The sequence below is a fragment of the Streptomyces sp. NPDC046859 genome (genome assembly GCF_040645135.1).
GTDB lineage: Bacteria > Actinomycetota > Actinomycetes > Streptomycetales > Streptomycetaceae > Streptomyces.
In genome coordinates, this window is record NZ_JBEYXR010000046.1 from 1 (window position 1) to 21,784 (window position 21,784).

A 21,784-nucleotide genomic window follows, 5' to 3' on the forward strand; every position below is an offset into this window, starting at 1 on the left:
GCGCGTTTTTATGTGGCCAATATTTTGAACGCGCTCGTGGCCCGCGCGGTGGGGCGGGGGCGCCCCCGCCCGCCCCGGACCACTCAGCGTTCCGTCACCTTGCCGTCGGCCACCTCCAGGCGGCGGGTGACGTGGACCGCGTCGAGCATGCGGCGGTCGTGGGTGACCAGCAGCAGGGTGCCCTCGTAGGCGTCCAGAGCCGACTCCAGCTGCTCGATGGCGGGCAGGTCGAGGTGGTTGGTGGGCTCGTCCAGGACCAGGAGGTTGACGCCCCGGCCCTGGAGCAGGGCCAGCGCGGCCCGGGTCCGCTCCCCCGGGGAAAGGGTGACGGCCGGGCGCAGGACGTGCTCCGACTTCAGGCCGAACTTGGCCAGCAGGGTGCGCACCTCGACCGGTTCGGTGTCGGGGACGGCCGCGCGGAAGGCGTCCAGCAGGGACTCGTCGCCGTGGAACAGCCGGCGCGCCTGGTCGACCTCGCCGATCAGGACGCCCGCGCCGAGATGGGCCCGGCCGGCGTCCAGCGGGACCCGGCCCAGGAGGGCGGCCAGCAGGGTGGACTTGCCGGCGCCGTTGGCCCCGGTGACGGCCACCCGGTCCGCCCAGTCGATCTGCAGGGACACCGGGCCCAGGGTGAAGGGGCCGCGGCGGACCTCGGCGTCGCGCAGGGTCGCCACCACCGCGCCGGAGCGGGGCGCCGACGCGATCTCCATGCGCAGTTCCCACTCCTTGCGCGGTTCCTCGACGGCCTCCAGGCGCTCGATCATGCGCTGGGTCTGCCGGGCCTTCGCGGCCTGCTTCTCGCTGGCCTCGCTGCGGAACTTGCGGCCGATCTTGTCGTTGTCGCTCGCCTTGCGCCGGGCGTTCTTCACCCCCTTGTCCATCCAGGAGCGCTGGGTCTGGGCGCGCTCGTGGAGGGCGGCCTTCTTGTCGGCGTACTCCTCGTAGTCGTCGCGGGCGTGCCGGCGGGCCACCTCGCGCTCCTCCAGGTAGGCGTCGTAGCCGCCGCCGTAGAGGTTGATCCTCCCCTGCGCCAGGTCGAGTTCGAGGACCTTGGTGACCGTGCGGGCGAGGAACTCCCGGTCGTGGCTGACGACGACCGTGCCGGCGCGCAGGCCGGTGACGAAGCGTTCCAGCCGCTCCAGGCCGTCGAGGTCGAGGTCGTTGGTGGGCTCGTCGAGCAGGAAGACGTCGTAGCGGGAGAGCAGCAGCGAGGCCAGTCCGGCGCGCGCCGCCTGGCCACCGGACAAGGACGTCATCGGCTGGTCGAGGTCCACGGCGAGACCCAGCGCGTCGGCGACCTCGTCGGCCCGCTCGTCGAGGTCGGCACCGCCCAGGCCCAGCCAGCGCTCCAGGGCGGTGGCGTACGCGTCGTCGGCGCCGGGCGCCCCGTCGACGAGGGCCTGGGTCGCCTCGTCCATCACGCGCTGGGCCTCGGCGACCCCGGTACGGCGGGCGAGGAACCGCCGGACGGTCTCGCCGGGCCGGCGCTCCGGTTCCTGCGGGAGGTGACCCACGGTGGCGGTCGGCGGGGACAGGCGCAGTTCGCCCTCCTCCGGCGCGGCGAGCCCGGCGAGCAGGCGCAGCAGCGTGGACTTGCCGGCGCCGTTGGCACCGACCAGGCCGATCACGTCGCCGGGTGCCACGACGAGGTCGAGCCCGCTGAACAGGGTGCGGTCGCCGTGGCCGGCGGCGAGGTTCTTGGCGACGAGGGTGGCGGTCACAGGGAGCGATCCTAACGGCCCCGCCGGCGGGGGGCGCCGGAGATATGTCTGGCCGGGGCGTCAGCGGGCCATCGGCTCCACCAGCACACTGCCCGAGGTCCGGGCCACCACGAACGCCTCGCCCTTGACGGCCTTGGCGTCGAGCGGGATGCGGTGGCGGCCCGGCTCCAGGACGCCGTCGAAGACCTCGTGGGTGTGGGCGCGGTACAGGCGGTCGAGGCGGTAGGCGGTGAGCCGGACCCGGCACGGCGAGGTGACCTCGAGCCCGGCCTCCCCGTCGGCGGCCACCAGGCGGGTCAGCCGGCGCCGGTCGAGCGGGCTGCGGTCCAGGGCGTGTTCGATCTGCGCGACCAGCAGCGGCACGATCGGCGCGAGGCCGTCGACGTACACCACGTCGACGCCGGCGTCCGTGAACGCCCGGCGTACGGTGGCCCGCTGCTCCTCGCCCACCGCGCGCCCGAAGGCGACGGCGCCGTAGGCGCGCAGTTCGTCGGCGGGTACGCCGCTGACGTCGTCGGTGATGTCGGCGCCGACGCCGATGGTGCGCAGCGCGGCGGCGAGCCGGGCGAGGACGGCGACCCGCGCGCCGATGAGGAGCACCCGGCGGCGCGGTGCCTCGGCGGCGTCCCGCAGCAGGGAGCGGAGTGCGGCGCGGTACTCGGCGCCCTGGAAGCGGAAGGGGCCTATGCCGTGGTAGCCGTTGAGCTGCAGATCGGCGATTTCGTCGGTCTGCCAGGCGAAGTCCTGCCAGATGTAGTCGTCGCCGTCCTGGGCGATGGCCGCGGTGACGGCTCCGCAGGCGAGGTCGGCGCAGTCGGGGCAGCCGTAGATGACGTACCGTCCGCCGGGCAGCGGGGCGTCGGCCTCCAGGAGCAGGCTGCGGACCTGGGCGGTGAAGATGGCGGGCGGTACGTCGGAGGCGAGCGGGGAGACGGCGTCGAGGTCGGAGAGCTGGAACAGCAGCGGGCGTCCGTCGACGATGAAGTCCACGAAGTCCCGGTGCACCTGGTAGTCACCGTTGGCGAGGACGCCACCGGCACGCATCGCCGGTGCCAGGCCGAAGGTCGCGTACGCGGCAGACATGCTGTGAGTATCCCCAGAGCGGGACCGGTATGAGCGCGGCATGACATATTCCGCTACGTCCGGTTCGGGGGCCGAACGCACGCGCGGGCGCGAGGGGGTGGATGGGGGCGCGAGGGCGGCGGTATACCCGCCTCCCCCGCGCCGGTGCGCCCCTCAGCCGTGGTCGTGGCCCAGCGGATCGCCGGAGGTCTCGGTTCCGGGACCCGGGCCGACCTTGATCTCGAAGTCCCCGTCGTAGCGCTTGTGTCCCTCGATGACGGCGAGGTCGACGGCCTCGGAGCCGATCTCGCCGCGCACGATGACCGGGTCCTGGCGCAGATCGCGCATGAGGGCCACGCACGCCCCGATCATCACCAGGACGAAGGGCGCCGCGGCGAGGATGGTGAGGTTCTGAAGCCCTGTCAGGGCGTCACCCTGGCCGCTGCCGACGAGCAGCATGATGGCCGCCACGGCACCGGTGACCACACCCCAGAACACGACGACCAACCGGCCGGGTTCCAGGGCGCCCCTCTGGGAGAGCGTGCCCATCACGATGGACGCCGCGTCGGCTCCGGACACGAAGAAGATGCCGACCAGGACCATCACCAGCAGGCTGGTGGCCGTGGCGACGGGGAACTCCTGGAGCAGCCCGAAGAGCTGTCCCTCGGGGGTGTCCTTCCCGGCGAGCCCGCCGCCCTCCTTCACCTTCATCGCCGAGCCGCCGAAGATCGCGAACCAGACCAGGCTGACCGTGCTGGGCACGAGGATGACCCCGCCGACGAACTGCCGGATGGTGCGGCCGCGGCTGATGCGCGCGATGAACATGCCGACGAACGGCGTCCAGGAGATCCACCACGCCCAGTAGAAGACCGTCCAGCTGCCGAGCCACGCGGCGACGCCCTCGCCGCCGCTGGCCTCGGTGCGGCCGGCGAGCTGGGGCAGGTCGCCGAGATAGGAGAAGACCGAGGTGGGGATCAGGTCGAGGACGATGATCGTCGGGCCCGCGATGAACACGAACGCCGCGAGGACGAGGGCGAGCACCATGTTGATGTTCGACAGCCACTGGATGCCCCGCTCGATCCCGGAGACGGCCGAGGCGACGAAGGCCAGCGTCAGCACCGCGATGATCGCGACGAGCAGACCGGTGCTCACGTCGTCCATCCAGCCCAGCTCCTGGAAACCGGAGCCGATCTGCAGGGCGCCGAGGCCGAGGGAGGCCGCGGAGCCGAAGACGGTCGCGATGATCGCGAGGATGTCGATGACCCGTCCCACCGTGCCGTTCGCGTGGCGCTCCCCGATCAACGGGGTGAAGACCGCGCTGATCGTCTGGCGGCGGCGCTTGCGGAAGGTGCTGTAGGCGATGCCGAGACCGACCACCGCGTAGATCGCCCACGGGTGCAGCGTCCAGTGGAAGAGGGTGGTGGCCATCGCCGTCTCCATGCGTTCGCCGGAGTTGGCGGGGTCCGTGCCGGGGGGCGGTGACGTGTAGTGCGCGAGCGGTTCGCTGACGCCGTAGAACATCAGGCCGATGCCCATGCCGGCGCTGAACATCATGGCGACCCAGGACACCGTCTTGAACTCGGGCTCCTCGCCCTCGGCCCCGAGATGGACGCGGCCGTAGCGGCTGATGGCCAGCCAGAGCGCGAACACCACGAACCCGGAGGCGGCCAGCATGAACGCCCAGCCGCCGTTGTGGATCAGGCCGTCGAGCAGCGTCGAGGACACGCTCTCCAGCGAGTCGGTGGCCGCCCAGCCCCAGATCACGAAGGCCAGGGTGATGGCCGCGGTGACCCCGAACACCACTCGGTCGGTACGGCGGGCGGAAGCGCCCGCCGACGCTTCCGGACCGTCACCGCCTCTCTGCTTCAGATCATCAGTCATCTGCGGCACCTTCCCCTGGAAACGGTGGATACGCCGGTCACCACGTGTTTCCAGGGCCTACCACAGATTCCGCCACCAAGCCCGTTCAGCAGCCGGTGTCGGGGTCACCCTCCGTGAGGTGGTACGGCGCGCGGCCGTCCAGGAGCAGCGGGACGAGGGCGCGCAGCGGCTGGCGCAGGGGCACATAGGTGCCCCGGGTGCGTACCCCGTGCAGCGCGAGCTGGTCCCTCACCTGCGCGTACTGAGCCGGGGTGAGCCGGTAGCCGCAGGGCGGGTCCTCGATCACCTCGGCCGGTTCCGGCGGGTCGTTGTCGGCGCCGCCCAGGTACACCGGGCCGCTGTCGGTCCAGCCGGCGAAGCGGGCCGCGGCGGTGGCCCGCTCGACGCGGCCGCGCTGCTCGTCGCCGAAGCGGAACAGCCCGCCGAGCGCGGCGAGCTGGGAGTGCACCCGGCGCCGGTGGTTGAGCGCCGGGTCGGCCCGCTCGGCGTCGGTGAGGGCGTCGACCCGGCTCTCGATGAGCAGGCCGACCGCGTGCTTGACGCCGGTCATGTTCCGCAGGATGCGCTCCTGGCCGTCCCCGGCGACCTGCCGGACCGGTTCGCCGGTCACCGGGTCGGTCCAGATGCCGTACGTGCCCGTGGAGTGGCCGGCGCGGGCGGCCGCCGGGCGGACGTACGCCTCGGACAGGGTGCGGGCCGCGTCGTGGACGGCGCGGTCCGTGTTGAGGTTGCGCGGCCACAGGTCGAACAGGTCCTTGTCGTAGTACGGCGGTGTGGCGCCGTACTCGTGCAGGTCGTACACGACGTCGGGCCGTTCGTCGCGGACGACGGCGGCCATGGCGCGCGCCTCGGCGGTCGCGAGGGCGAGATGGTCGCGGTTGACGTCGACGCCGTCGCCGTTGCCGCGGGTGTCCGCGGCCCGGCCGTCGGGGTTGGCGGTGGGCACGACCAGCACGGTGGTGCGCTCCAGGAACCGGCGGGTGGCCGGGTCCTTCGCGTAGGCGAGGTCGCGGACCGTGGACAGGCAGGCCTCGCGGCCCGACGGTTCGTCACCGTGCTGGCTGCACACCAGCAGCACCGTGTGCGCCGCCCGGCGTTCGCCGATCCGGACCAGCCGGAGCGGGCGGCCCTCGCCGGTGGTGCCGATGCGGGTCACGGAGACCCGGTCGCTCGCCCGGTCGACGGTGGCCAGCAGGGCCTCTTCCTCCGGCTGACTGGTCCAGCGGGCCCCGTTCGACGTCTCGAAGCCGGTGCGGGGCGGGGATGCCGCGGCGTGCGCGGGCCCCGTGACCAGGCAGGCGGCGAGGGCCGCCCCGGTCAGGACGAGCGCCCGGACGCGGATCACCGGCCTCCCCCCGGTACGCGCCCGGCGGACCGGGGCACGGCCGTGACGCCGTCGAGGCGTTCGGCGACGTGCGGGGCGCCGGACGGCGAGCCGGCCGTGGCCCGGGCGAACGCGGCGGTGCCGCCCACCAGCGGGACGCGGGCCTCGGTGCGGGACAGGTCGAGGGCGAGGGTGGGCCTGGTCGACGGCGGGTCGATCAGGTCCTTGTCGGTGCCCGCGACGATCAGGGCGAGCCGGTGGCCGGCCGGGACGACGTGGTCGGTGGCGGCCAGGTCGAGGGTGAGGGTGTACGCCTTGCCCGGCGTGAGCGGCCGGCCGTGCCGGGCGGAGGCGTGGGTGCCGAGGTCGGCCCAGCCGCGGCTGACGACGGTGTGCTCGACGGCGGTGGTGTCGGCGGCCGTCCTCAGGTAGCAGGCGCTGTCGCCGGTGGTGCTCGCGCCCCAGCAGTCGCGGCCGGTGAGCGTGGTGATGCCCTCGCCGCGCGCCGCGTAGTCGCGGATCGTGTCGGGGCCCAGGTCGACCAGGACGGCGGACAGATGGGCGGTGGCGGTGGTGGGGGTCGCGGTGACGGTGACCTTCGAGGAGCCGGACAGGCGCAGGTCGCGGGTGAGCGGACCGGTCACGAAGCCCGCCTTGTCGGCGGTGGGGGTGTCGATCGCCGCGGCCCAGTCGGTTTCGCCGCGCCCCGGGTCGTCCGTGAACGTCTCGGTGCCGCGGGCCCTGCGCAGGCCCAGGGTGCCCACACCGGGCTGGGCACCGCGGGCGGGGCGCAGGGTGGCGGTGGCGGTGCCGCGCGGCGGCCAGAGCGCGGAGGTGACCCACTGGTCGGGGTGGCGTTCGATGTCGGCCATCGGCTCGCGGTCGATGCCGTTGTCGTAGCCGAGGAGTTCATGGTCGAACCAGCGGTGCAGGTTCTCGACCCACTCGGCGCGGCGGAAGTCGAAGGGGTCGACGTGACCGGTCTGCGCGAGCCAGATCTTGCGCTCGACGCCGTTCCTCGCGAGGGCGTCCCACCACTGGCCGACGTGCTTCATCCGGACGTTGAGGTCCTGCGCGCCGTGGACGAGGAAGACGCTGGCCCGGACCTTGCGCGCGTCCTTCACGTAGTCGCGCTCGGTCCACAGCGGCGTCCAGTCGCCGGTGCGCGGGGCCCCGTCGACGAGCTTCTTCTGGACGGCGGCGCACTTGGCGCGGGCGTCGGGGCTGTCGACGTAGTCGGAGAGCCAGTCGGGGCCGGAGTCGTACAGCGGGGCACCCTGCTGGAAGTAGTAGTCGTACCAGGAGGAGATCGCGCTGATCGGGACGATGGTCCTCAGGCCCTTCACGCCGGTGGCGGCGACGCCGTTGGCGATGGTGCCGTCCCAGCTCTTGCCGATCATGCCGGTGCGGCCGTTGCTCCACGTCGCCTCGGCGCGGGTGGTGCCGGTGCGGGTCGTGTACGCGGTGGCGCGGCCGTTCAGCCAGTCGACGACGGCCTTCGCGGACAGGACGTCGGAGCGGCCGCCGACGTCGACGCAGCCGTCGGAGCGGTTGGTGCCGGCGAGGTCGACGCCGACGACGGCGTAGCCGCGGGGCACGAAGTAGTTGTCGTAGAACAGCGGCATCCCCACGACGTCGCCGTTCGCGTCGTACGTCTTCTTCTGGCCCTCGTTTCCGCGCCCGCAGCACGAGTAGTACGGGCTGGCGTCCATGATGACGGGCACCTTGCGGCCCTGAGCGGCCGGTTCACGGGGCCGGACGATGTCGACGGCGACGCGGTCGTGCCGTCCGTCGCGGTCGGCGTCGAGTCCGGTGTCCACCCAGACGGCCTCGCGGACGGCGTTCTCGTAGGAGTGGACGGGGCGGCTCTCGCGCGGGGCCGACTGGGCCGTGGTGGGCGCCAGGAACGTGGCCAGGAGGGCGGCTGTGGCCGCCGTCGCGAGCGGTCTCCAGATCGTCGTGCGCGTACGGTTCGGCATGCGCGGACGGTACATCGGTCAACTCCCGCGCAGAAGAGGGGGGCTGACGTCACGTGAGCAACGGGTGGCCGACAACCGCCCCCGGGGCGGCGCGGCACGTGTCGGCCGAATGGCGATCGTGTGACAGCCGTGGTCATGGACACACCGGATGCACAGGGGGTGAATAGGCTCCCGACAGACTTCGGTCCCCTACGACTTGGAGCTTTCGTGCACCGCAGAATCATGGCGCCGGGTGCCCTGGCGGCCGCCTCCCTGATGCTGGTGATCCCGGCCTCGGCGGCGAGCCACTCCCCCGGTGCTCCGGGCATCGGCGACCCCTACTACCCGGCCTACGGCAACGGCGGATACGACGTCTCCCACTACGACCTCCGGCTGACGTACCGGCCGGCCACGGACGAGCTGGAGGGCACCGCGACCCTGCTCGCCCGGACCACGCGGGACCTCTCCCGGCTGAACCTGGACTTCCTGCTGGACGTCGGGGAGGTCCGCGTCAACGGCGCGAAGGCGGCGTTCGCCACCTCCGGGGAGCACGAGCTGGAGATCACCCCGAGGAAGCCGCTGGACAAGGGCACGGACCTCACGATCGTCGTGCGCTACCGGGGCGTGCCGTCCACGAAGAAGGCGTACGGCTTCACCAGCTGGCACCGCACCCCGGACGGCGGCGTCGCCGCGAACGAGCCCGAGGCCGCCTGGTGGTGGTTCCCCAGTAACGACCACCCGCTGGACAAGGCCACCTACGACGTCTCGGTGCAGGTCCCGGACGGCACCCAGGCCATCTCCAACGGCACGCTGCACTCCACGAGTTCACGGCTGGGCTGGACCCGCTACAACTGGCGTTCCGACAAGCCGCAGGCGACCTATCTCGCCACGCTCGCGCTCGGCCGGTTCGACGTGACGACGGGCACGAGCGACAGCGGCATCCCGATCGTCAACGCCTACAGCAAGGACCTGGGCCCGCACTACGGCGCCGCGCGGGCCAGCGTCGAGCGGACCGGTGAGATCGCCGACTGGCTGAGCGACTACTTCGGGCCGTATCCGTTCGGCGCGCTCGGCGGCTATGTACCGAACACCGGCACCGGCTACGCGCTGGAGACGCAGACCCGTCCGTTCTACAGCCCGCGGCAGTTCGCGAACGGGTCGAACACCAGCGTCGTCGTCCACGAGCTGGCCCACCAGTGGTACGGCGACTCGGTGTCCGTCAAGGGCTGGAAGGACATCTGGATCAACGAGGGCTTCGCCCGGTACGCGCAGTGGCTGTGGTCGGAGCACGAGGGCGAGGGGACGGCGCGGGAGCTCGCCGCGTACACGTACGCCTCGCGTCCGGCCGACGACCCGTTCTGGACGGTCCTGCCCGGTGACCCGGGTCCGGAGAACCAGTTCCACGGCGCGGTCTACGACCGGGGCGCGCTGGCCCTGCAGGCGCTGCGCGACGCGATCGGGGACGACGCGTTCTTCACGATCCTGAAGGGCTGGACGGCGAAGTACGCCTACGGCAACGCGTCGGTGGCCGACTTCCGCCGGTACGCGGAGGAGGTCTCCGGGCAGCCGCTCGCGGCGCTGTTCGACACCTGGCTGTTCCAGCCGTCGAAGCCGTCCGCGTCGGTGGCGCGGGCCGCCTCGGTCGCCGGACCGGCGGCCCCGGCCCGGCCGAGGTCCTGGAAGAAGATCGCCGCGACGAACGGCGTGCACGAGCACTGAGCACCTAGAGGGCCGCGGCGCGCGTGAGCAGCTCGTCCAGGCCGATCGCCGTCGTCTCCGTGGCCGGCAGCGTGCAGGCGTGGGCTCCGGCGATCGTGCCGAACAGGGCGCTGCGCAGCGGCGTCTCGCGGTTCAGCCAGCCGTGCAGGAACGCGGCGGCGAAGGCGTCGCCCGCGCCGTTGGAGTCGACCACCGGCGCGGGCGGCGGCACGGCGGGCAGGTGCGTCAGCTCGTCGTCGGCGAGGACGTACGCGCCCTTCTCGCCGGCCGTGGCGACGACGACCTCGGCCCTGCCCCGCGCGGCGATCCGGCGCAGGGTGCGCTCCGGGTCGCGCAGCGCGGCCGCGGAGAGGAACACCACGTCGGCGGTGTACGCGAACGGCTCGTGGTACGGGTTCTCCCCGTCCCAGTCGTGCAGGTCGGTGGAGAGCGTGACGCCGGCCTTGCGCAGGACGGGCAGGGCGTGGCCGCAGGGCTGGGTGAGGGACACGTGCGCGTGCCGGCTGGCGCCGGCGAGGGCGCGCAGCGTGTCCTCGGGGAACCGGTCGTCGGGGTGCGTCCTGCTCGTGTCGTACAGGGACAGCCGCCGGCCGTCCGGGCCGACGAGGTTGACGGCGCGCTTGGTGCCGGCGGGCTGCGGTACGGCGGTGAGGGGGATGCCCTGGTCGCGGTGGAGGGCGCGGACGAGGTCGCCCTCGGGGTCGTCGCCGAGGAAGTCGAGGTGGTGGGTGCGCAGGCCGAGGGCGGTCAGGGCGACGGCCACGAAGTCCCCGGTCTGGCCGGCCCGGGTCCGTATGCCGCTGTCGACCATGTAGCTGTCGGCGTACGGGAGCGGCAGCTCCGGCACGTGCACGATGGTGTCGACGCCGGCTCCGCCCAGCACCAGCACGTCGATGGGGCGGGCGGCGGGAGCGGTGGCGTCACCCGGGACATACGTGATCTCCGACATGACGCCACCGTAGCGGCGGCCACCGGCAGTGCCACCCCCCAGGGCCTGTCGTTTGGATCATCCCGGCGTCGCGGGGCCTGGCACGTCATCATGTCCCGTCGGCCACAGCCGGGATGATCCAAACGAAAGGCGCTACGCGGCGGTCACCCGGCGGCGGACCGCGAACCAGCCGGCGACGAGCGCCGCCGCGATCAGGGGGACGAGGAGGAGGGTCTTGCGGCCGACCTCGGGGTCGTTGGCCATCAGGCCGAGGCAGACCAGCAGGAACGCGATCGTGGCGATCTCGGTGACCGGGCTGCCGGGGAGCCGGAAGGCCGGGCGGCGCAGCAGGCCCGCCCGGGCCCGGCGGACGAAGACCAGGTGGCAGACCATGATGATCACCCAGGTGGAGATGATGCCCAGGGACGCCACGTTCAGCACGATCTCGAACGCCTTGCTCGGCACCAGGTAGTTCAGGCCGACGCCGAGCACACAGACGGCGCAGGTGAGCAGGATGCCGCCGTAGGGCACCTGGCTGCGGTTCATGCGGGCGGTGAACTTCGGGGCGGAGCCCGCCGTCGCCATGGAGCGCAGGATGCGGCCCGTGGAGTACAGGCCCGAGTTGAGCGAGGACATCGCCGCCGTCAGGACGACGAGGTTCATCACGTCGCCGGCCGCCGGGACGCCGATCTTCGACAGCACGGTGACGAAGGGGCTCTCGTCGGCCGAGTACACCGAGCCGGGCAGCAGGAGCGCGAGCAGGACGACGGAGCCGCAGTAGAAGAGCCCGACCCGCCACATGATCGAGTTCACCGCGCGCGGGACGACCTTCTCGGGTTCGGCGGTCTCGCCCGCGGCGACCCCGACGAGCTCCAGGGCGGCGTAGGCGAAGATCACGCCCTGCATGACCAGGACGACGGGCATCGCGCCGTGCGGGAGGAGACCGCCGTTGTCCGTGATCACGCTCAGGCCGGGCGTGGTGCCGCCGACCTCGTGCCGGGTCGCGAGCAGGAAGACGCCGATGAGCATGAAGCCGACGAGGGTGGCGACCTTGACGATCGCGAACCAGAACTCCATCTCGCCGAAGATCTTCACCGAGATCAGGTTCACGGCCAGCACGACCGCCAGGGCGGCCAGCGCGAGCAGCCACTGCGGGATGTCGGTGAACAGGCTCCAGTAGTGCGTGTAGAGCGCGATCGCGGTGATGTCGGCGATCCCGGTCGTCGACCAGTTCAGGAAGTACATCCAGCCGGCGACGTAGGCGCCCTTCTCGCCGAGGAACTCGCGCGCGTACGACACGAAGGACCCGGAGGAGGGGCGGTACAGGACGAGTTCGCCGAGGGCGCGCACCACGAAGAAGGCGAAGACGCCGCAGACGAGGTAGGCGAGGGCGAGTGCGGGACCCGCGCTGTGCAGGCGCCCGCCCGCGCCGAGGAAGAGCCCGGTGCCGATGGCTCCGCCGATGGCGATCATGTTGACGTGGCGGGCCTTGAGGTCCTTGCTGTAACCGGCGTCGCCCGCGTCCGCGGGCGTCTGGGCCGCGTCACCGGGGGTCTCGGCCACTGCCGTGTTCACGGCGTCCTTGCTCACGGGAGGATCCACTCTCTGGTGCGCCCGAGCAGACCTCACCCGGGTTCCGGACGTACAGGCGGCCCGTGCCTCGGAGCGGGCCCGGACCGAGAGGGCGCCTTCCCCCTCGCGAACCGGTCACACGGTGGCGCGCGTCACAGAGCGTGACATCCGGCCGGGTACGGTCCGGTGCGTCGCGAGAAGTGTCACAGCATTGGTGCGACAGCGATACTGCTGCACATGACGACCGGCACCGGGGAGACGACCCTCACGATCGACGAGCTGGCCGCGCGGGCGGGGACCACGGTCCGCACGGTGCGGTTCTACGGAACCAAGGGCCTGCTGCCGCCCCCGGTGCTCGGCCCGCGCCGGGTGGGGCACTACGGGCGCGAGCATCTGGCCCGGCTGGCGCTCATCGAGGAGCTGCAGCACCAGGGCATGACGCTGGCGGCCATCGAGCGGTACCTCCAGCAGCTCCCGCCGGATCTGGACGCCCACGACCTCGCCGTGCACCGGGCCGTGGTCGCCTCCTGGGCGCCGGAGAGCGTGGAGACGGTCCCGCGCGCCGAGCTGGAGCGGCGGGCTGGGCGCGCGCTCGACGACGGCGACGTGGCACGGCTGGCCGCGATGGGGGTGGTCGCGGACGGCGACGGCGATGCCTACCGCGTCGACCTGGGGCTGCTGCGGCTCGGCGTGCGGCTGCTGGACGTGCCGCTGTCCCCGGAGGCGATCCTCGCGTCGCGCAAGGTGCTCATCGAACACGCACGCGAGGCGGCGCGGGAGCTGTCGCGCCTCTTTCGCCAGGAGGTCGAGCAGCGGGCCGCCCAGGACGTGAAGTCGCTGTCGGCGTCGATGCAGCCGATGGTGGTGCAGGCGCTGCTGACGGCCTTCCAGCGGTCACTGCGCGAGGAGCTGCGGGAGTGGCTGGGCGGCGACACCCCGACCGACGGGGACGGGCCGGCCGACGCAGACGGGCGAGCCGACGGAGACGCCTGACCGGCGCGGGTCCCGGGACGACCGTCCGGGGACCCGCGCCGGCGGGGCGACGCGTCACCGGCCGTCGGTGAACGTCTCCCCCTTCTCCGCCTTCTCCACCAGCAGCGCCGGCGGCGTGAACCGCTCGCCGTACGCCGCCGCCAGCTCGCGCGCGCGGGCCGTGAAACCGGCCACGCCGCCCTCGTAGCCGTTGATGTACTGGAGCACGCCGCCCGTCCAGCCGGGGAAGCCGATGCCCAGGATGGAGCCGATGTTGGCGTCGGCGACGGACGTCAGGACGCCCTCCTCCAGCAGCCGCACGGTGTCCAGCGCCTCCGAGAACAGCATGCGTTCCTGCATGTCCCGGAACGGGATCCGCGCGCCCTCGCGCGTGAAGTGCTCACGCAGGCCCGGCCACAGACCGGCCCGCTTGCCGTCCTCGCCGTACTCGTAGAACCCCGCGCCGCCGCCGCGGCCGGGGCGGTCGAACTCGTCGACCATGCGGTCGATGACGGCCTCGGCGGGGTGCGGTGTCCAGGTGCCGCCCGCCTCCTCGACGGCCCGCTTGGACTCGTTGCGGATCTTGCGCGGGAGCGTCAGGGTCAGTTCGTCCATCAGGGACAGGACCTTGGCGGGGTAGCCGGCCTGCGCCGCCGCCTGCTCGACCGACGCGGGCTCGATGCCCTCGCCGACCATCGCCACGCCCTCGTTGATGAACTGGCCGATGACCCGGGAGGTGAAGAAGCCGCGGGAGTCGTTGACGACGATCGGCGTCTTGTTGATCTGCCGGACCAGGTCGAAGGCGCGCGCGAGCGCCTCCTCCCCCGTCCGCTCGCCCTTGATGATCTCGACGAGCGGCATCTTGTCGACCGGCGAGAAGAAGTGCAGCCCGATGAAGTCGGCCTGGCGCTCCACGCCCTCGGCGAGGGCGGTGATCGGCAGCGTCGAGGTGTTGGAGCACAGCAGCGCGTCCGGCTCGACGATGTTCTCGATCTCCTGGAACACCTTGTGCTTGAGCTCGGGGTTCTCGAACACGGCCTCGATGACCGCGTCGCAGCCGGCCACGTCCTGCGGGTCGGCCGTCGGGGTGATGCGGGCCAGCAGCGCGTCGGCCTTCTCCCGCGTCGTACGGCCCCGGGAGACCGCCTTGGCGCAGAGCGTCTCCGAGTAGCCCTTGCCCTTGACGGCGGCTTCCAGGGACACGTCCTTCAGGACGACCTCGATGCCGGCGCGGGCGCAGGAGTAGGCGATGCCCGCGCCCATCATCCCGGCGCCGAGGACGGCGACCTTGCGGACCTGGCGCGGCTCGACGCCCTTCGGCCGGTTGGCGCCGGAGTTGACGGCCTGGAGGTCGAAGAAGAACGCCTGGATCATGTTCTTGGAGGTCTGGCCGGCCGCCAGCTCCACGAAGTAGCGCGCCTCGATGACCTGCGCGGTCTCGAAGTCGACCTGGGCGCCCTCGACGGCCGCCGCGAGGATGTTGCGGGGCGCCGGGTAGGGCGCGCCGCCCGTCTGCTTGCGCAGGTTGGCCGGGAAGGCGGGCAGGTTCGCCGCGAACTTGGGGTTCGCGGGGGTGCCGCCGGGGATGCGGTAGCCGGGCCGGTCCCAGGGCTGCTGGGACTCGGGGTGGGCGTCGATGTAGGCGCGGGCCTTGGCGAGCAGTTCCTCGCGGGTGCCCGCCACGTCGTCGACGAGGCCGTTCTCCAGGGCGCGCTTCGGGCTGTACTGGGTGCCCTGGAGGAGGACCTTCAGCAGGGCGTCGGCGATGCCGAGCAGCCGGACGGTGCGGACGACGCCGCCTCCGCCGGGCAGCAGGCCGAGGGTGACCTCGGGGCAGCCGATCTTGGAGCCGGGCGCGTCGAGCGCGACACGGTGGTGGCAGGCGAGGGCGATCTCGTAGCCGCCGCCGAGGGCCGCGCCGTTCAGGGCGGCGACGACCGGCTTGCCGAGCGTCTCGATGCGGCGCAGCTGGCGCTTGATGGCCATGCCGCCCTCGAAGAGCTGCTGGGCGGTCTCCGGGGTGACCTGGATGAGGTCGCGCAGGTCGCCGCCCGCGAAGAAGGTCTTCTTGGCGGAGGTGATGATGACACCGCGGATGGTGTCCTTCTCCGCCTCGAGGCGGTCCGTGATCACGGCGAGCGAGTCGCGGAACGCCTGGTTCATGGTGTTGGCCGACTGGTCCGGGTCGTCCAGGACGAGGGTGACGACGCCGTCGCGGTCCTGTTCCCAGCGGATGGTGGTGGATTCAGTGCTCATGAGGGGGTGCTCCGTGTGATCCGTCGTATCCGTCGGGAGGGGGTCAGATGCGCTCGACGATGGTGGCGACGCCCATGCCGCCGCCGACGCAGAGCGTGGCGAGGCCGTACCGCTTGTCCTGGCGCTCGAGCTCGTCGACGAGCGAGCCGAGGATCATGGCGCCGGTGGCGCCGAGCGGGTGACCGAGGGCGATCGCGCCGCCGTTGACGTTGACCTTGTCCAGCGACAGGCCCATGTCCTTGACGAAGCGCAGGACGACCGCGGCGAACGCCTCGTTGATCTCGACCAGGTCGATGTCGTCGATGGTCAGGCCGGCCTTGGCGAGCGCCTTGCGGGTGGCGGGCGCCGGGCCGGTCAGCATGATGGTGGGCTCGGAGCCGGAGACGGCGGCGGCGACGATCCGCGCGCGGGGGGTGAGGCCGTAGCGCTCGCCGACCTCCTTGTTCCCGACGGCGACGAGGGAGGCGCCGTCCACGATGCCGGAGGAGTTGCCCGCGTGGTGGACGTGGTCGATCTTCTCGACCCAGTGGTACTTCTGCAGCGCGACGGCGTCGAAGCCGCCGAGGTCGCCGATGTCCGCGAAGGACGGCTTGAGCTTGCCGAGGGAGTCGGCGGTGGTGCCGGGGCGCATGTGCTCGTCGTGGTCGAGGACGACGAGGCCGTTGCGGTCCCTGACCGGGACGACGGACCGGTCGAAGCGGCCCTCCTTCCAGGCCGTCGCCGCCCGCTCCTGGGAGAGGGCCGCGTACTCGTCGACGTCGCGGCGGGTGAAGCCCTCGATGGTGGCGATGAGGTCGGCGCCGATGCCCTGCGGGACGAAGTTGACGTCCAGGTTGGTCATGGGGTCGTTGAACCAGGCGCCGCCGTCCGAGGCCATCGGCACCCGGGACATGGATTCGACGCCGCCCGCGAGGACCAGGTCCTCCCAGCCGGAGCGGACCTTCATCGCCGCCAGGTTGACGGCTTCCAGGCCGGAGGCACAGAAGCGGTTCTCCTGCACGCCCGCCACCGTGTCGGGCAGGCCGGCCGCGATCGCGGCGATCCGGGCGATGTCGGAGCCCTGGTCGCCGACGGGGCCGACGACGCCGAGCACGATGTCGTCCACGGCCGCCGGGTCCAGGTCGGGGAACCGGTCGCGGATCTCGTGGATCAGGCCGACGACCAGGTCGATGGGCTTGGTGCCGTGCAGGGCGCCGTTCGCCTTGCCGCGGCCCCGGGGGGTACGGATCGCGTCGTACACATACGCTTCGGTGCTCACAAGCAAGCCTTTCGGGGTGAGGGTCAGCCCAGCAGGGAACGGCCGATGATCTCCTTCATGATCTCGGTCGTCCCGCCGTAGATGGTCTGGATGCGGCCGTCCGTGAAGGCCCGTGCCACCGGATGTTCGCTCATGTAGCCGTACCCGCCATGCAGTTGCAGGCAGCGGTCGGCGACGCGCTTCTGGAGTTCGGTCGCCCACCACTTGGCCATCGAGGCGTGGACGGCGTCGAGCTCGCCGCGGTCGTGGTCCGCTATGCAGCGGTCCAGGAAGGTGCGGGTGACCGCGCACTCGGTGGCCACCTCGGCCACCTCGAAGCGGATGTGCTGCTTGGTCGCCAGGGGGCGGCCGAACGCCTCGCGCTCCTTGACGTACGCGGTGGTGATCTCCAGCAGGTGCTCGGCGGCGGCGATCGCGGCGACGGCGATGCTCAGGCGTTCCTGCGCGAGGTTCGTCATCAGGTGCACGAACGCGCCGTCGAGCTCGCCGAGCAGGTTCTCCTTGGGGACGCGTACGTCGTGGAAGAACAGCTCGGCGGTGTCCTGGGCCTTCTGGCCGATCTTGTCGAGGTTGCGGCCGCGCTCGAAGCCGTCCATACCGCGTTCGACGACGAGCAGCGACAGCCCGTGCGCGCCGCCCTGGGGGGTGGTCTTCGCCACGACGATCACGAGGTCGGCGAGGAGGCCGTTCGAGATGAACGTCTTGGAACCGTTGAGGACCCAGTGGTCGCCGTGGTCCTCGGCGTGGGTGCGGATGCCCTGCAGGTCGGAGCCGGCGCCGGGCTCGGTCATGGCGATGGCGGTGATGAGCGTGCCGTCGCAGAAGCCGGGCAGCCAGCGGCGCTTCTGCTCGTCGGTGGCGAGGCCGGTCAGATAGGGGCCGATGATGTCGTTGTGCAGTCCGAGGGCGAGCCCCGGGGCGCCCGCGCGGGTGAACTCCTCGGCGAGGACGGCGCTGTAGCGGAAGTCGGGGGTGCCGCCGCCCCCGTACTCCTCGGGCACGGCGAAGCCGAGCAGTCCCTGTTTGCCGGCCGCGCGCCAGGCGTCGCGGGAGACGATGCCGGCCTTCTCCCACTGCTCGTAGTGCGGCAGCACCTCCCTGGCGAGGAAGGCGCGCACGGTCTCCCGGAACGCGTCGTGCTCGGGAGCGAAGATCTGCCGCTTCATGCGAGGCCCTTCGTGGTTTCGGGGTGGGCGGACAGGCCGGGCACGTCCCAGTCGCGGGCGACGTCCGCGGTGCCCTCCCCCGGCCGCGCCGGTCCGGTGCGTACGGCGGTGGGGGTGGCCGAGAACCGGGGCGCGGGGGCCGGCTGGGTGAGGCCGCCGTGGTCGGTGAAGGTGCCGCGGGCGGCGAGGTGCGGATCGTGCGGGGCCTCGCCCAGGGTGAGGACGGGGGCGACGCAGGCGTCGGTGCCGTCGAAGACGGCCGTCCACTCGTCGCGGGTACGGGACCTGAAGCGGGCGGCGACCGCCTCGCGCAGCTCGCCCCAGCGGCCGGTGTCGGTGCGGGCGCCGGTGTGCTCCGGCAGGCCGAGCAGGGTGACGAACTCCTCGTAGAAGTGCGGTTCCAGGGCCCCGACGGCCATGTACCGCCCGTCGGCGGTCTCGTAGGTGCCGTAGTAGGGGCAGCCGCCGTCGAGGAGGTTGGCGCCGCGCCGGTCCTGCCAGCCGCCGGCGGCGAGCATGCCGTGGATCATCGCGGAGAGGTGGGCGGTGCCGTCGACGATGGCGGCGTCGACGACCTGTCCCTCGCCGGTCGCGCGCGCGTGGTGCAGGGCGGCGAGGACACCGACGACGAGGTAGAGGGAGCCGCCCGCGTAGTCGCCGAGCAGGTTGGCGGGGACGGCGGGCGGTTCGCCGGGGGTGCCGATCATGCCGAGGGTGCCGGTGCGCGCGATGTACGCGATGTCGTGGCCGGCGCGGTCGGCGAGGGGGCCGTCCTGGCCCCAGCCGGTCATCCGGCCGTAGACCAGCCGGGGGTTGCGGGCGTGGCAGGCGTCTGGTCCGACGCCGAGGCGCTCGGCCACGCCGGGGCGGTAGCCCTCGATGAGGACGTCGGCGCGGGCGGCCAGGTCGAGGACGCGGGCGGCGCCGTCGGGAGCCTTGAGGTCGACGATCACCGAGCGTTTGCTGCGGTTGGTGATGTCGTACGCGGGGTCGATGCCCAGGCCCGGCCCGCCGGGGCGGTCGACGCGGACCACGTCGGCGCCCAGGTCGGCCAGGAGCATGGCGGCGAACGGGCCGGGCCCGATCCCGGCCAGCTCGACCACGCGCACGCCGGTGAGCGGGCCCTGTCCTGGCGTCGTCGCCATCCTGCCCCCAGGTATGTGACACAACTGCTGTAACACCAGTGATGCTAAGAAAGGTGCGCCGGTCGGCACAAGAGCAAGCGCTTAGGAAGTTACCCGCCGGAAGGCCCGGCGGCGAACCCATCCGGTGCCCTCAGCGCGCGTCCAGCTCCGCGATCAGCCGTTTCGGTGCGATGACGCGGTAGCTCTCCTCCACCCACTCTCACAGCAGTGCGGCCGCCGGGGAGCCCTCCGGCTCCAGCGGCACCCGCACCCAGCCCGCCCGGCCCAGCCCGTAGCCGGCGGGCTCCGCGCCCGGGCAGGTCAGGGCGTGCGTGTGCACCGCCTCGTCCCTCAGTTTCACGGTCACCCCCAGCGGGTGGCCGCCGTCGGGGGCACCCAGGAAGACGAACACCTTCCTGTCGACCTTCGCCACGGTGTCCCCCCAGGGGAACTCCTCGGCCGCGCACGGCAGACCGAGGGCGAACTCGCGCACTTTTTCCCACTTCTTCAGGGCAGTCCTGGGCACGGCCACCGCCTCACCTCCGGGCTCGTCGTCGGGCTCCGCGCACCTCACGCTAGCCTCGGCCACCGACAACGGCGCGTGGTGCGGAACGAGGGGTGTCATGAGCAGGCTGAGCAGGTCGGACCGTCCGTACGACATCGTGCTCTTCGGGGCGACCGGGTTCGTGGGGGTGCTGACCGCGGAGTACCTGGCCGCCCACGCGCCCGAGGGCCTGCGGTGGGCCGTCGCCGGGCGCGGCAAGGCGAAGCTGGAGGCGCTGCGCGCGTCGCTGCCCGAGGGCTCGGAGCCCGGCGTGCTGGAGGCGGACGTCGCCGACCCGGCGTCGCTGCGCCGGCTCGCCGAGCAGGCGCGCGTGGTGGCCTCGACGGTCGGGCCGTACGTGCGGTACGGCGAGGACCTGGTGGCGGCCTGCGCGGACACCGGCGCCGACTACCTCGACCTGAGCGGCGAGCCGGAGTTCGTGGACCTGATGTACGTCCGGCACGACGCACGCGCGCGCGAGACGGGCGCCCGGCTGGTGCACGCCTGCGGTTTCGACTCGATCCCGCACGACCTCGGGGCGTACTTCACGGTGCGTCACCTTCCGGAGGGGGTGCCGCTGACGGTCGACGCGTATGTGACGGCCGACGCCGCCTTCTCGGGCGGCACGTTCGCCTCGGCGCTGAACCAGTTCGCGCGCGGCCGGCAGATGATCGCCGCCGCCCGGGACCGGGCCCGGCACGAGCCGAGGCTCATGGGCCGCCGGGCGCTGGCGCCGGCGGGGGCGCCGCGGTTCGCCAAGGAGGTCGGCGCGTGGGCGCTGCCGCTGCCGACGATCGACCCGCAGATCGTGAGGCGTTCCGCGCGGGCGCTGGAGCGGTACGGCCCCGACTTCCGCTACCGCCACTACGCCGCCGTACGGCGCTTGCCCGTCGCGGTGGGCGGGGTCGCGGCGATGGGCGCGCTGTTCACGGCGGCCCAGTTGCCGCCGGCCCGGCGCTGGCTGTCCGACCGGCTCAAGCCGGGTGAGGGCCCCGGCCCGGAGAAGCGGGCGAGGAGCTGGTTCTCGGTCCGGTTCGTCGGCGAGGGCGGCGGGCGGCGGGTGTTCACCGAGGTGTCCGGGGGCGACCCCGGCTACGGCGAGACGGCCAAGATGTTCGCGGAGTCGGCGCTCTGCCTGGCCTTCGACGAGCTGCCGGAAACGGCCGGCCAGGTCACCACGGCGGTCGCGATGGGCGACGCGCTGACCGAGCGGCTGCGCGCGGCCGGCATCACGTTCCGGGTGGCCGCCACCCGCTGACCCGGCGGCCTCAGAAGGGCCACTCCACCAGCGTGTAGATCATCCCGGCGATCCATCCGAGCCCGGCCAGCACGCCCACGACCAGCGCGGCCGACACGGCACGCTCGACGGGGCGGTTGGGGTCGGCCAGCGGCTTGGGCGAACGGTGTGTCGTCATGCCCCCACCCTGCCGAGCCCCCGGGACGGCCACATCCGTACGGCTACTCAGTCGGGCTACTCAGGGCGCCCGACCGGGTCGGCCGAGCGCAGCTTTCAGAGGCTGTCCTGCCGGGAGGCCGTCGCCTGCTTCAGGGCACGGCGGCAGAGGCTGTCCGCGCGGCGGGTTGTTTCCGGGAGGCGGTAGGTGGGGGTCAGGGCGAGGGTGTGGGCGCAGGCCGTGTCGAGGGTCGTGCGGTGGCCGACCGAGACGAAGACCGGCTTGACGCCCTCGCGGGTGCGCAGGGCGCGGCCCACCTCCTCGTCACCGGCCAGGAGCGGCGTGGCCGAGCCGCGTGCGGCGGCGGGGGTGTCGTAGGTGAAGGTGAACGGGTTCTTGGCGACGCCGATCGTGGGCAGGCCGGTGACGACGCCGAGGTGGCTGGCGAGGCCGAAGCGGCGGGGGTGGGCGAGGCCGTAGCCGTCGCAGACGACGAGGCCCGGCGGGCACGGCAGGGCGTCCAGGGCCGCCAGTACGGTCGGTAGCTCCCGGAAGGCGAGCAGGCCGGGGACGTAGGGGAAGGAGATCCGCCCGACGGCCGTGGACTCGGCGACCACCTCCAGGCTCGCCGCATCGAGGACGACGGCCGCGGCCGCCACCACGTCCCGCGCGTCGTCGTAGGCCACGTCCACGCCGGTGACGTGCCCGGTCCCGGGCGCCGGGCCCGGTTCGTCGCGCACCACCCGGCGCCGCAGCTCGTCCTGGACGGCGCGGGCCTCTTCCTCGGTCGCGGGCGCGCCCGCGGGAACACTGGCGCTGGTCATGGTGTGTCAGAGGGTACGAGGCAGGAGAGGACCCCCGTGACGGCGGAGGCTGGTTGGCCGTCGCGGGGGCCGGTCTGGGGA

General features: G+C 72.7%; 16 protein-coding genes and 1 pseudogene. 3 read left to right on the forward strand and 14 right to left on the reverse strand.

Annotated elements, in window-relative coordinates:
- Positions 1–83 precede the first annotated feature (83 nt).
- The 5 genes from ABZ899_RS35700 to ABZ899_RS35720 all read right to left on the reverse strand — a co-directional run bounded on the left by ABZ899_RS35700 (position 84) and on the right by ABZ899_RS35720 (position 7,967).
- The gene (locus tag ABZ899_RS35700) at positions 84–1,721 is read right to left on the reverse strand and encodes an ABC-F family ATP-binding cassette domain-containing protein (protein WP_361354867.1); all 1,638 of its coding nucleotides are present in this window, start codon (positions 1,719–1,721) and stop codon (positions 84–86) included.
- 60 nt (positions 1,722–1,781) lie between these two features.
- The gene (locus tag ABZ899_RS35705; RefSeq protein WP_361354870.1) at positions 1,782–2,804 is read right to left on the reverse strand and encodes an oxidoreductase; all 1,023 of its coding nucleotides are present in this window, start codon (positions 2,802–2,804) and stop codon (positions 1,782–1,784) included.
- Between the two features lie 153 nt (positions 2,805–2,957).
- Positions 2,958–4,664: a BCCT family transporter gene (locus ABZ899_RS35710; RefSeq protein ID WP_361354873.1), complete on the reverse strand. Its 1,707-nt coding sequence runs from the start codon at positions 4,662–4,664 to the stop codon at positions 2,958–2,960.
- An 85-nt stretch (positions 4,665–4,749) separates the two neighbouring features.
- The gene (locus ABZ899_RS35715; RefSeq protein WP_361354875.1) at positions 4,750–6,009 is read right to left on the reverse strand and encodes a M14 family metallocarboxypeptidase; all 1,260 of its coding nucleotides are present in this window, start codon (positions 6,007–6,009) and stop codon (positions 4,750–4,752) included.
- On the reverse strand, positions 6,006–7,967 hold the full coding sequence (locus tag ABZ899_RS35720) for a Xaa-Pro dipeptidyl-peptidase (RefSeq protein ID WP_361354878.1): 1,962 nt from the start codon (positions 7,965–7,967) through the stop codon (positions 6,006–6,008). Before ABZ899_RS35720 ends, ABZ899_RS35715 begins: the two co-directional genes overlap by 4 nt.
- A gap of 207 nt (positions 7,968–8,174) precedes the next feature.
- Between ABZ899_RS35720 and ABZ899_RS35725 the strand changes: the two genes are divergently transcribed.
- The gene (locus ABZ899_RS35725; protein WP_361354880.1) at positions 8,175–9,665 is read left to right on the forward strand and encodes a M1 family metallopeptidase; all 1,491 of its coding nucleotides are present in this window, start codon (positions 8,175–8,177) and stop codon (positions 9,663–9,665) included.
- Positions 9,666–9,669: 4 nt separating this feature from the next.
- Here the strand turns inward: ABZ899_RS35725 and ABZ899_RS35730 are convergent, their stop codons facing one another.
- Complete coding sequence (locus tag ABZ899_RS35730) at positions 9,670–10,614, reverse strand: PfkB family carbohydrate kinase (protein ID WP_361354883.1); 945 nt, start codon at positions 10,612–10,614, stop codon at positions 9,670–9,672.
- Positions 10,615–10,746: 132 nt separating this feature from the next.
- A complete protein-coding gene (locus tag ABZ899_RS35735) occupies positions 10,747–12,183 on the reverse strand; it encodes an amino acid permease (protein ID WP_361354886.1) in 1,437 nt (478 codons plus the stop codon).
- A 219-nt stretch (positions 12,184–12,402) separates the two neighbouring features.
- Here ABZ899_RS35735 and ABZ899_RS35740 point away from each other — a divergent pair, with 219 nt between their 5' ends.
- Complete coding sequence (locus tag ABZ899_RS35740; RefSeq protein ID WP_361354889.1) at positions 12,403–13,158, forward strand: MerR family transcriptional regulator; 756 nt, start codon at positions 12,403–12,405, stop codon at positions 13,156–13,158.
- A gap of 54 nt (positions 13,159–13,212) precedes the next feature.
- Here the strand turns inward: ABZ899_RS35740 and ABZ899_RS35745 are convergent, their stop codons facing one another.
- The 5 genes and pseudogenes from ABZ899_RS35745 to ABZ899_RS35765 form a co-directional block, all read right to left on the reverse strand.
- Positions 13,213–15,393, reverse strand: a complete 2,181-nt coding sequence (locus ABZ899_RS35745) for a 3-hydroxyacyl-CoA dehydrogenase NAD-binding domain-containing protein (RefSeq protein ID WP_361354892.1) — start codon at positions 15,391–15,393, stop codon at positions 13,213–13,215.
- 43 nt (positions 15,394–15,436) lie between these two features.
- The gene (locus ABZ899_RS35750) at positions 15,437–16,651 is read right to left on the reverse strand and encodes an acetyl-CoA C-acetyltransferase (RefSeq protein WP_361354894.1); all 1,215 of its coding nucleotides are present in this window, start codon (positions 16,649–16,651) and stop codon (positions 15,437–15,439) included.
- A 23-nt stretch (positions 16,652–16,674) separates the two neighbouring features.
- Positions 16,675–17,817: an acyl-CoA dehydrogenase family protein gene (locus tag ABZ899_RS35755; RefSeq protein ID WP_361354897.1), complete on the reverse strand. Its 1,143-nt coding sequence runs from the start codon at positions 17,815–17,817 to the stop codon at positions 16,675–16,677.
- Entirely contained in the window at positions 17,814–18,962 is a 1,149-nt protein-coding gene (locus ABZ899_RS35760; RefSeq protein WP_361354900.1) for a CaiB/BaiF CoA-transferase family protein, read from the reverse strand. Before ABZ899_RS35760 ends, ABZ899_RS35755 begins: the two co-directional genes overlap by 4 nt.
- Positions 18,963–19,092: 130 nt before the next feature.
- Positions 19,093–19,473, reverse strand: a pseudogene (locus ABZ899_RS35765) (MmcQ/YjbR family DNA-binding protein).
- Positions 19,474–19,564: 91 nt separating this feature from the next.
- On the opposite strand from ABZ899_RS35765, the gene ABZ899_RS35770 reads away from it, so the two are divergent.
- Positions 19,565–20,743 (forward strand): saccharopine dehydrogenase NADP-binding domain-containing protein, encoded by a 1,179-nt coding sequence (locus ABZ899_RS35770; RefSeq protein ID WP_361354903.1) that lies wholly within the window; start codon positions 19,565–19,567, stop codon positions 20,741–20,743.
- Positions 20,744–20,753: 10 nt separating this feature from the next.
- On the opposite strand, the gene ABZ899_RS35775 is transcribed toward ABZ899_RS35770, so the two are convergent.
- On the reverse strand, positions 20,754–20,900 hold the full coding sequence (locus tag ABZ899_RS35775) for a hypothetical protein (RefSeq protein WP_361354906.1): 147 nt from the start codon (positions 20,898–20,900) through the stop codon (positions 20,754–20,756).
- 95 nt (positions 20,901–20,995) lie between these two features.
- Positions 20,996–21,703 carry an endonuclease V gene (locus ABZ899_RS35780; protein ID WP_361354909.1) on the reverse strand — a complete coding sequence of 236 codons (708 nt, stop codon included), beginning with the start codon at positions 21,701–21,703 and terminating at the stop codon, positions 20,996–20,998.
- Positions 21,704–21,784: the final 81 nt, after the last annotated feature.

Excerpts from the sequence above, each read along its gene's own strand:
- ABZ899_RS35755 (WP_361354897.1), bottom strand. The coding sequence starts at position 17,817 with ATGAAGCGGCAGATCTTCGCTCCCGAGCACGACGCGTTCCGGGAGACC.
- ABZ899_RS35720 (WP_361354878.1), bottom strand. The coding sequence starts at position 7,967 with ATGCCGAACCGTACGCGCACGACGATCTGGAGACCGCTCGCGACGGCG.
- ABZ899_RS35710 (WP_361354873.1), bottom strand. The coding sequence starts at position 4,664 with ATGACTGATGATCTGAAGCAGAGAGGCGGTGACGGTCCGGAAGCGTCG.
- ABZ899_RS35705 (WP_361354870.1), bottom strand. The coding sequence starts at position 2,804 with ATGTCTGCCGCGTACGCGACCTTCGGCCTGGCACCGGCGATGCGTGCC.
- ABZ899_RS35745 (WP_361354892.1), bottom strand. The coding sequence starts at position 15,393 with ATGAGCACTGAATCCACCACCATCCGCTGGGAACAGGACCGCGACGGC.
- ABZ899_RS35780 (WP_361354909.1), bottom strand. The coding sequence starts at position 21,703 with ATGACCAGCGCCAGTGTTCCCGCGGGCGCGCCCGCGACCGAGGAAGAG.
- ABZ899_RS35775 (WP_361354906.1), bottom strand. The coding sequence starts at position 20,900 with ATGACGACACACCGTTCGCCCAAGCCGCTGGCCGACCCCAACCGCCCC.
- ABZ899_RS35730 (WP_361354883.1), bottom strand. The coding sequence starts at position 10,614 with ATGTCGGAGATCACGTATGTCCCGGGTGACGCCACCGCTCCCGCCGCC.
- ABZ899_RS35760 (WP_361354900.1), bottom strand. The coding sequence starts at position 18,962 with ATGGCGACGACGCCAGGACAGGGCCCGCTCACCGGCGTGCGCGTGGTC.
- ABZ899_RS35770 (WP_361354903.1), top strand. The coding sequence starts at position 19,565 with ATGAGCAGGCTGAGCAGGTCGGACCGTCCGTACGACATCGTGCTCTTC.
- ABZ899_RS35740 (WP_361354889.1), top strand. The coding sequence starts at position 12,403 with ATGACGACCGGCACCGGGGAGACGACCCTCACGATCGACGAGCTGGCC.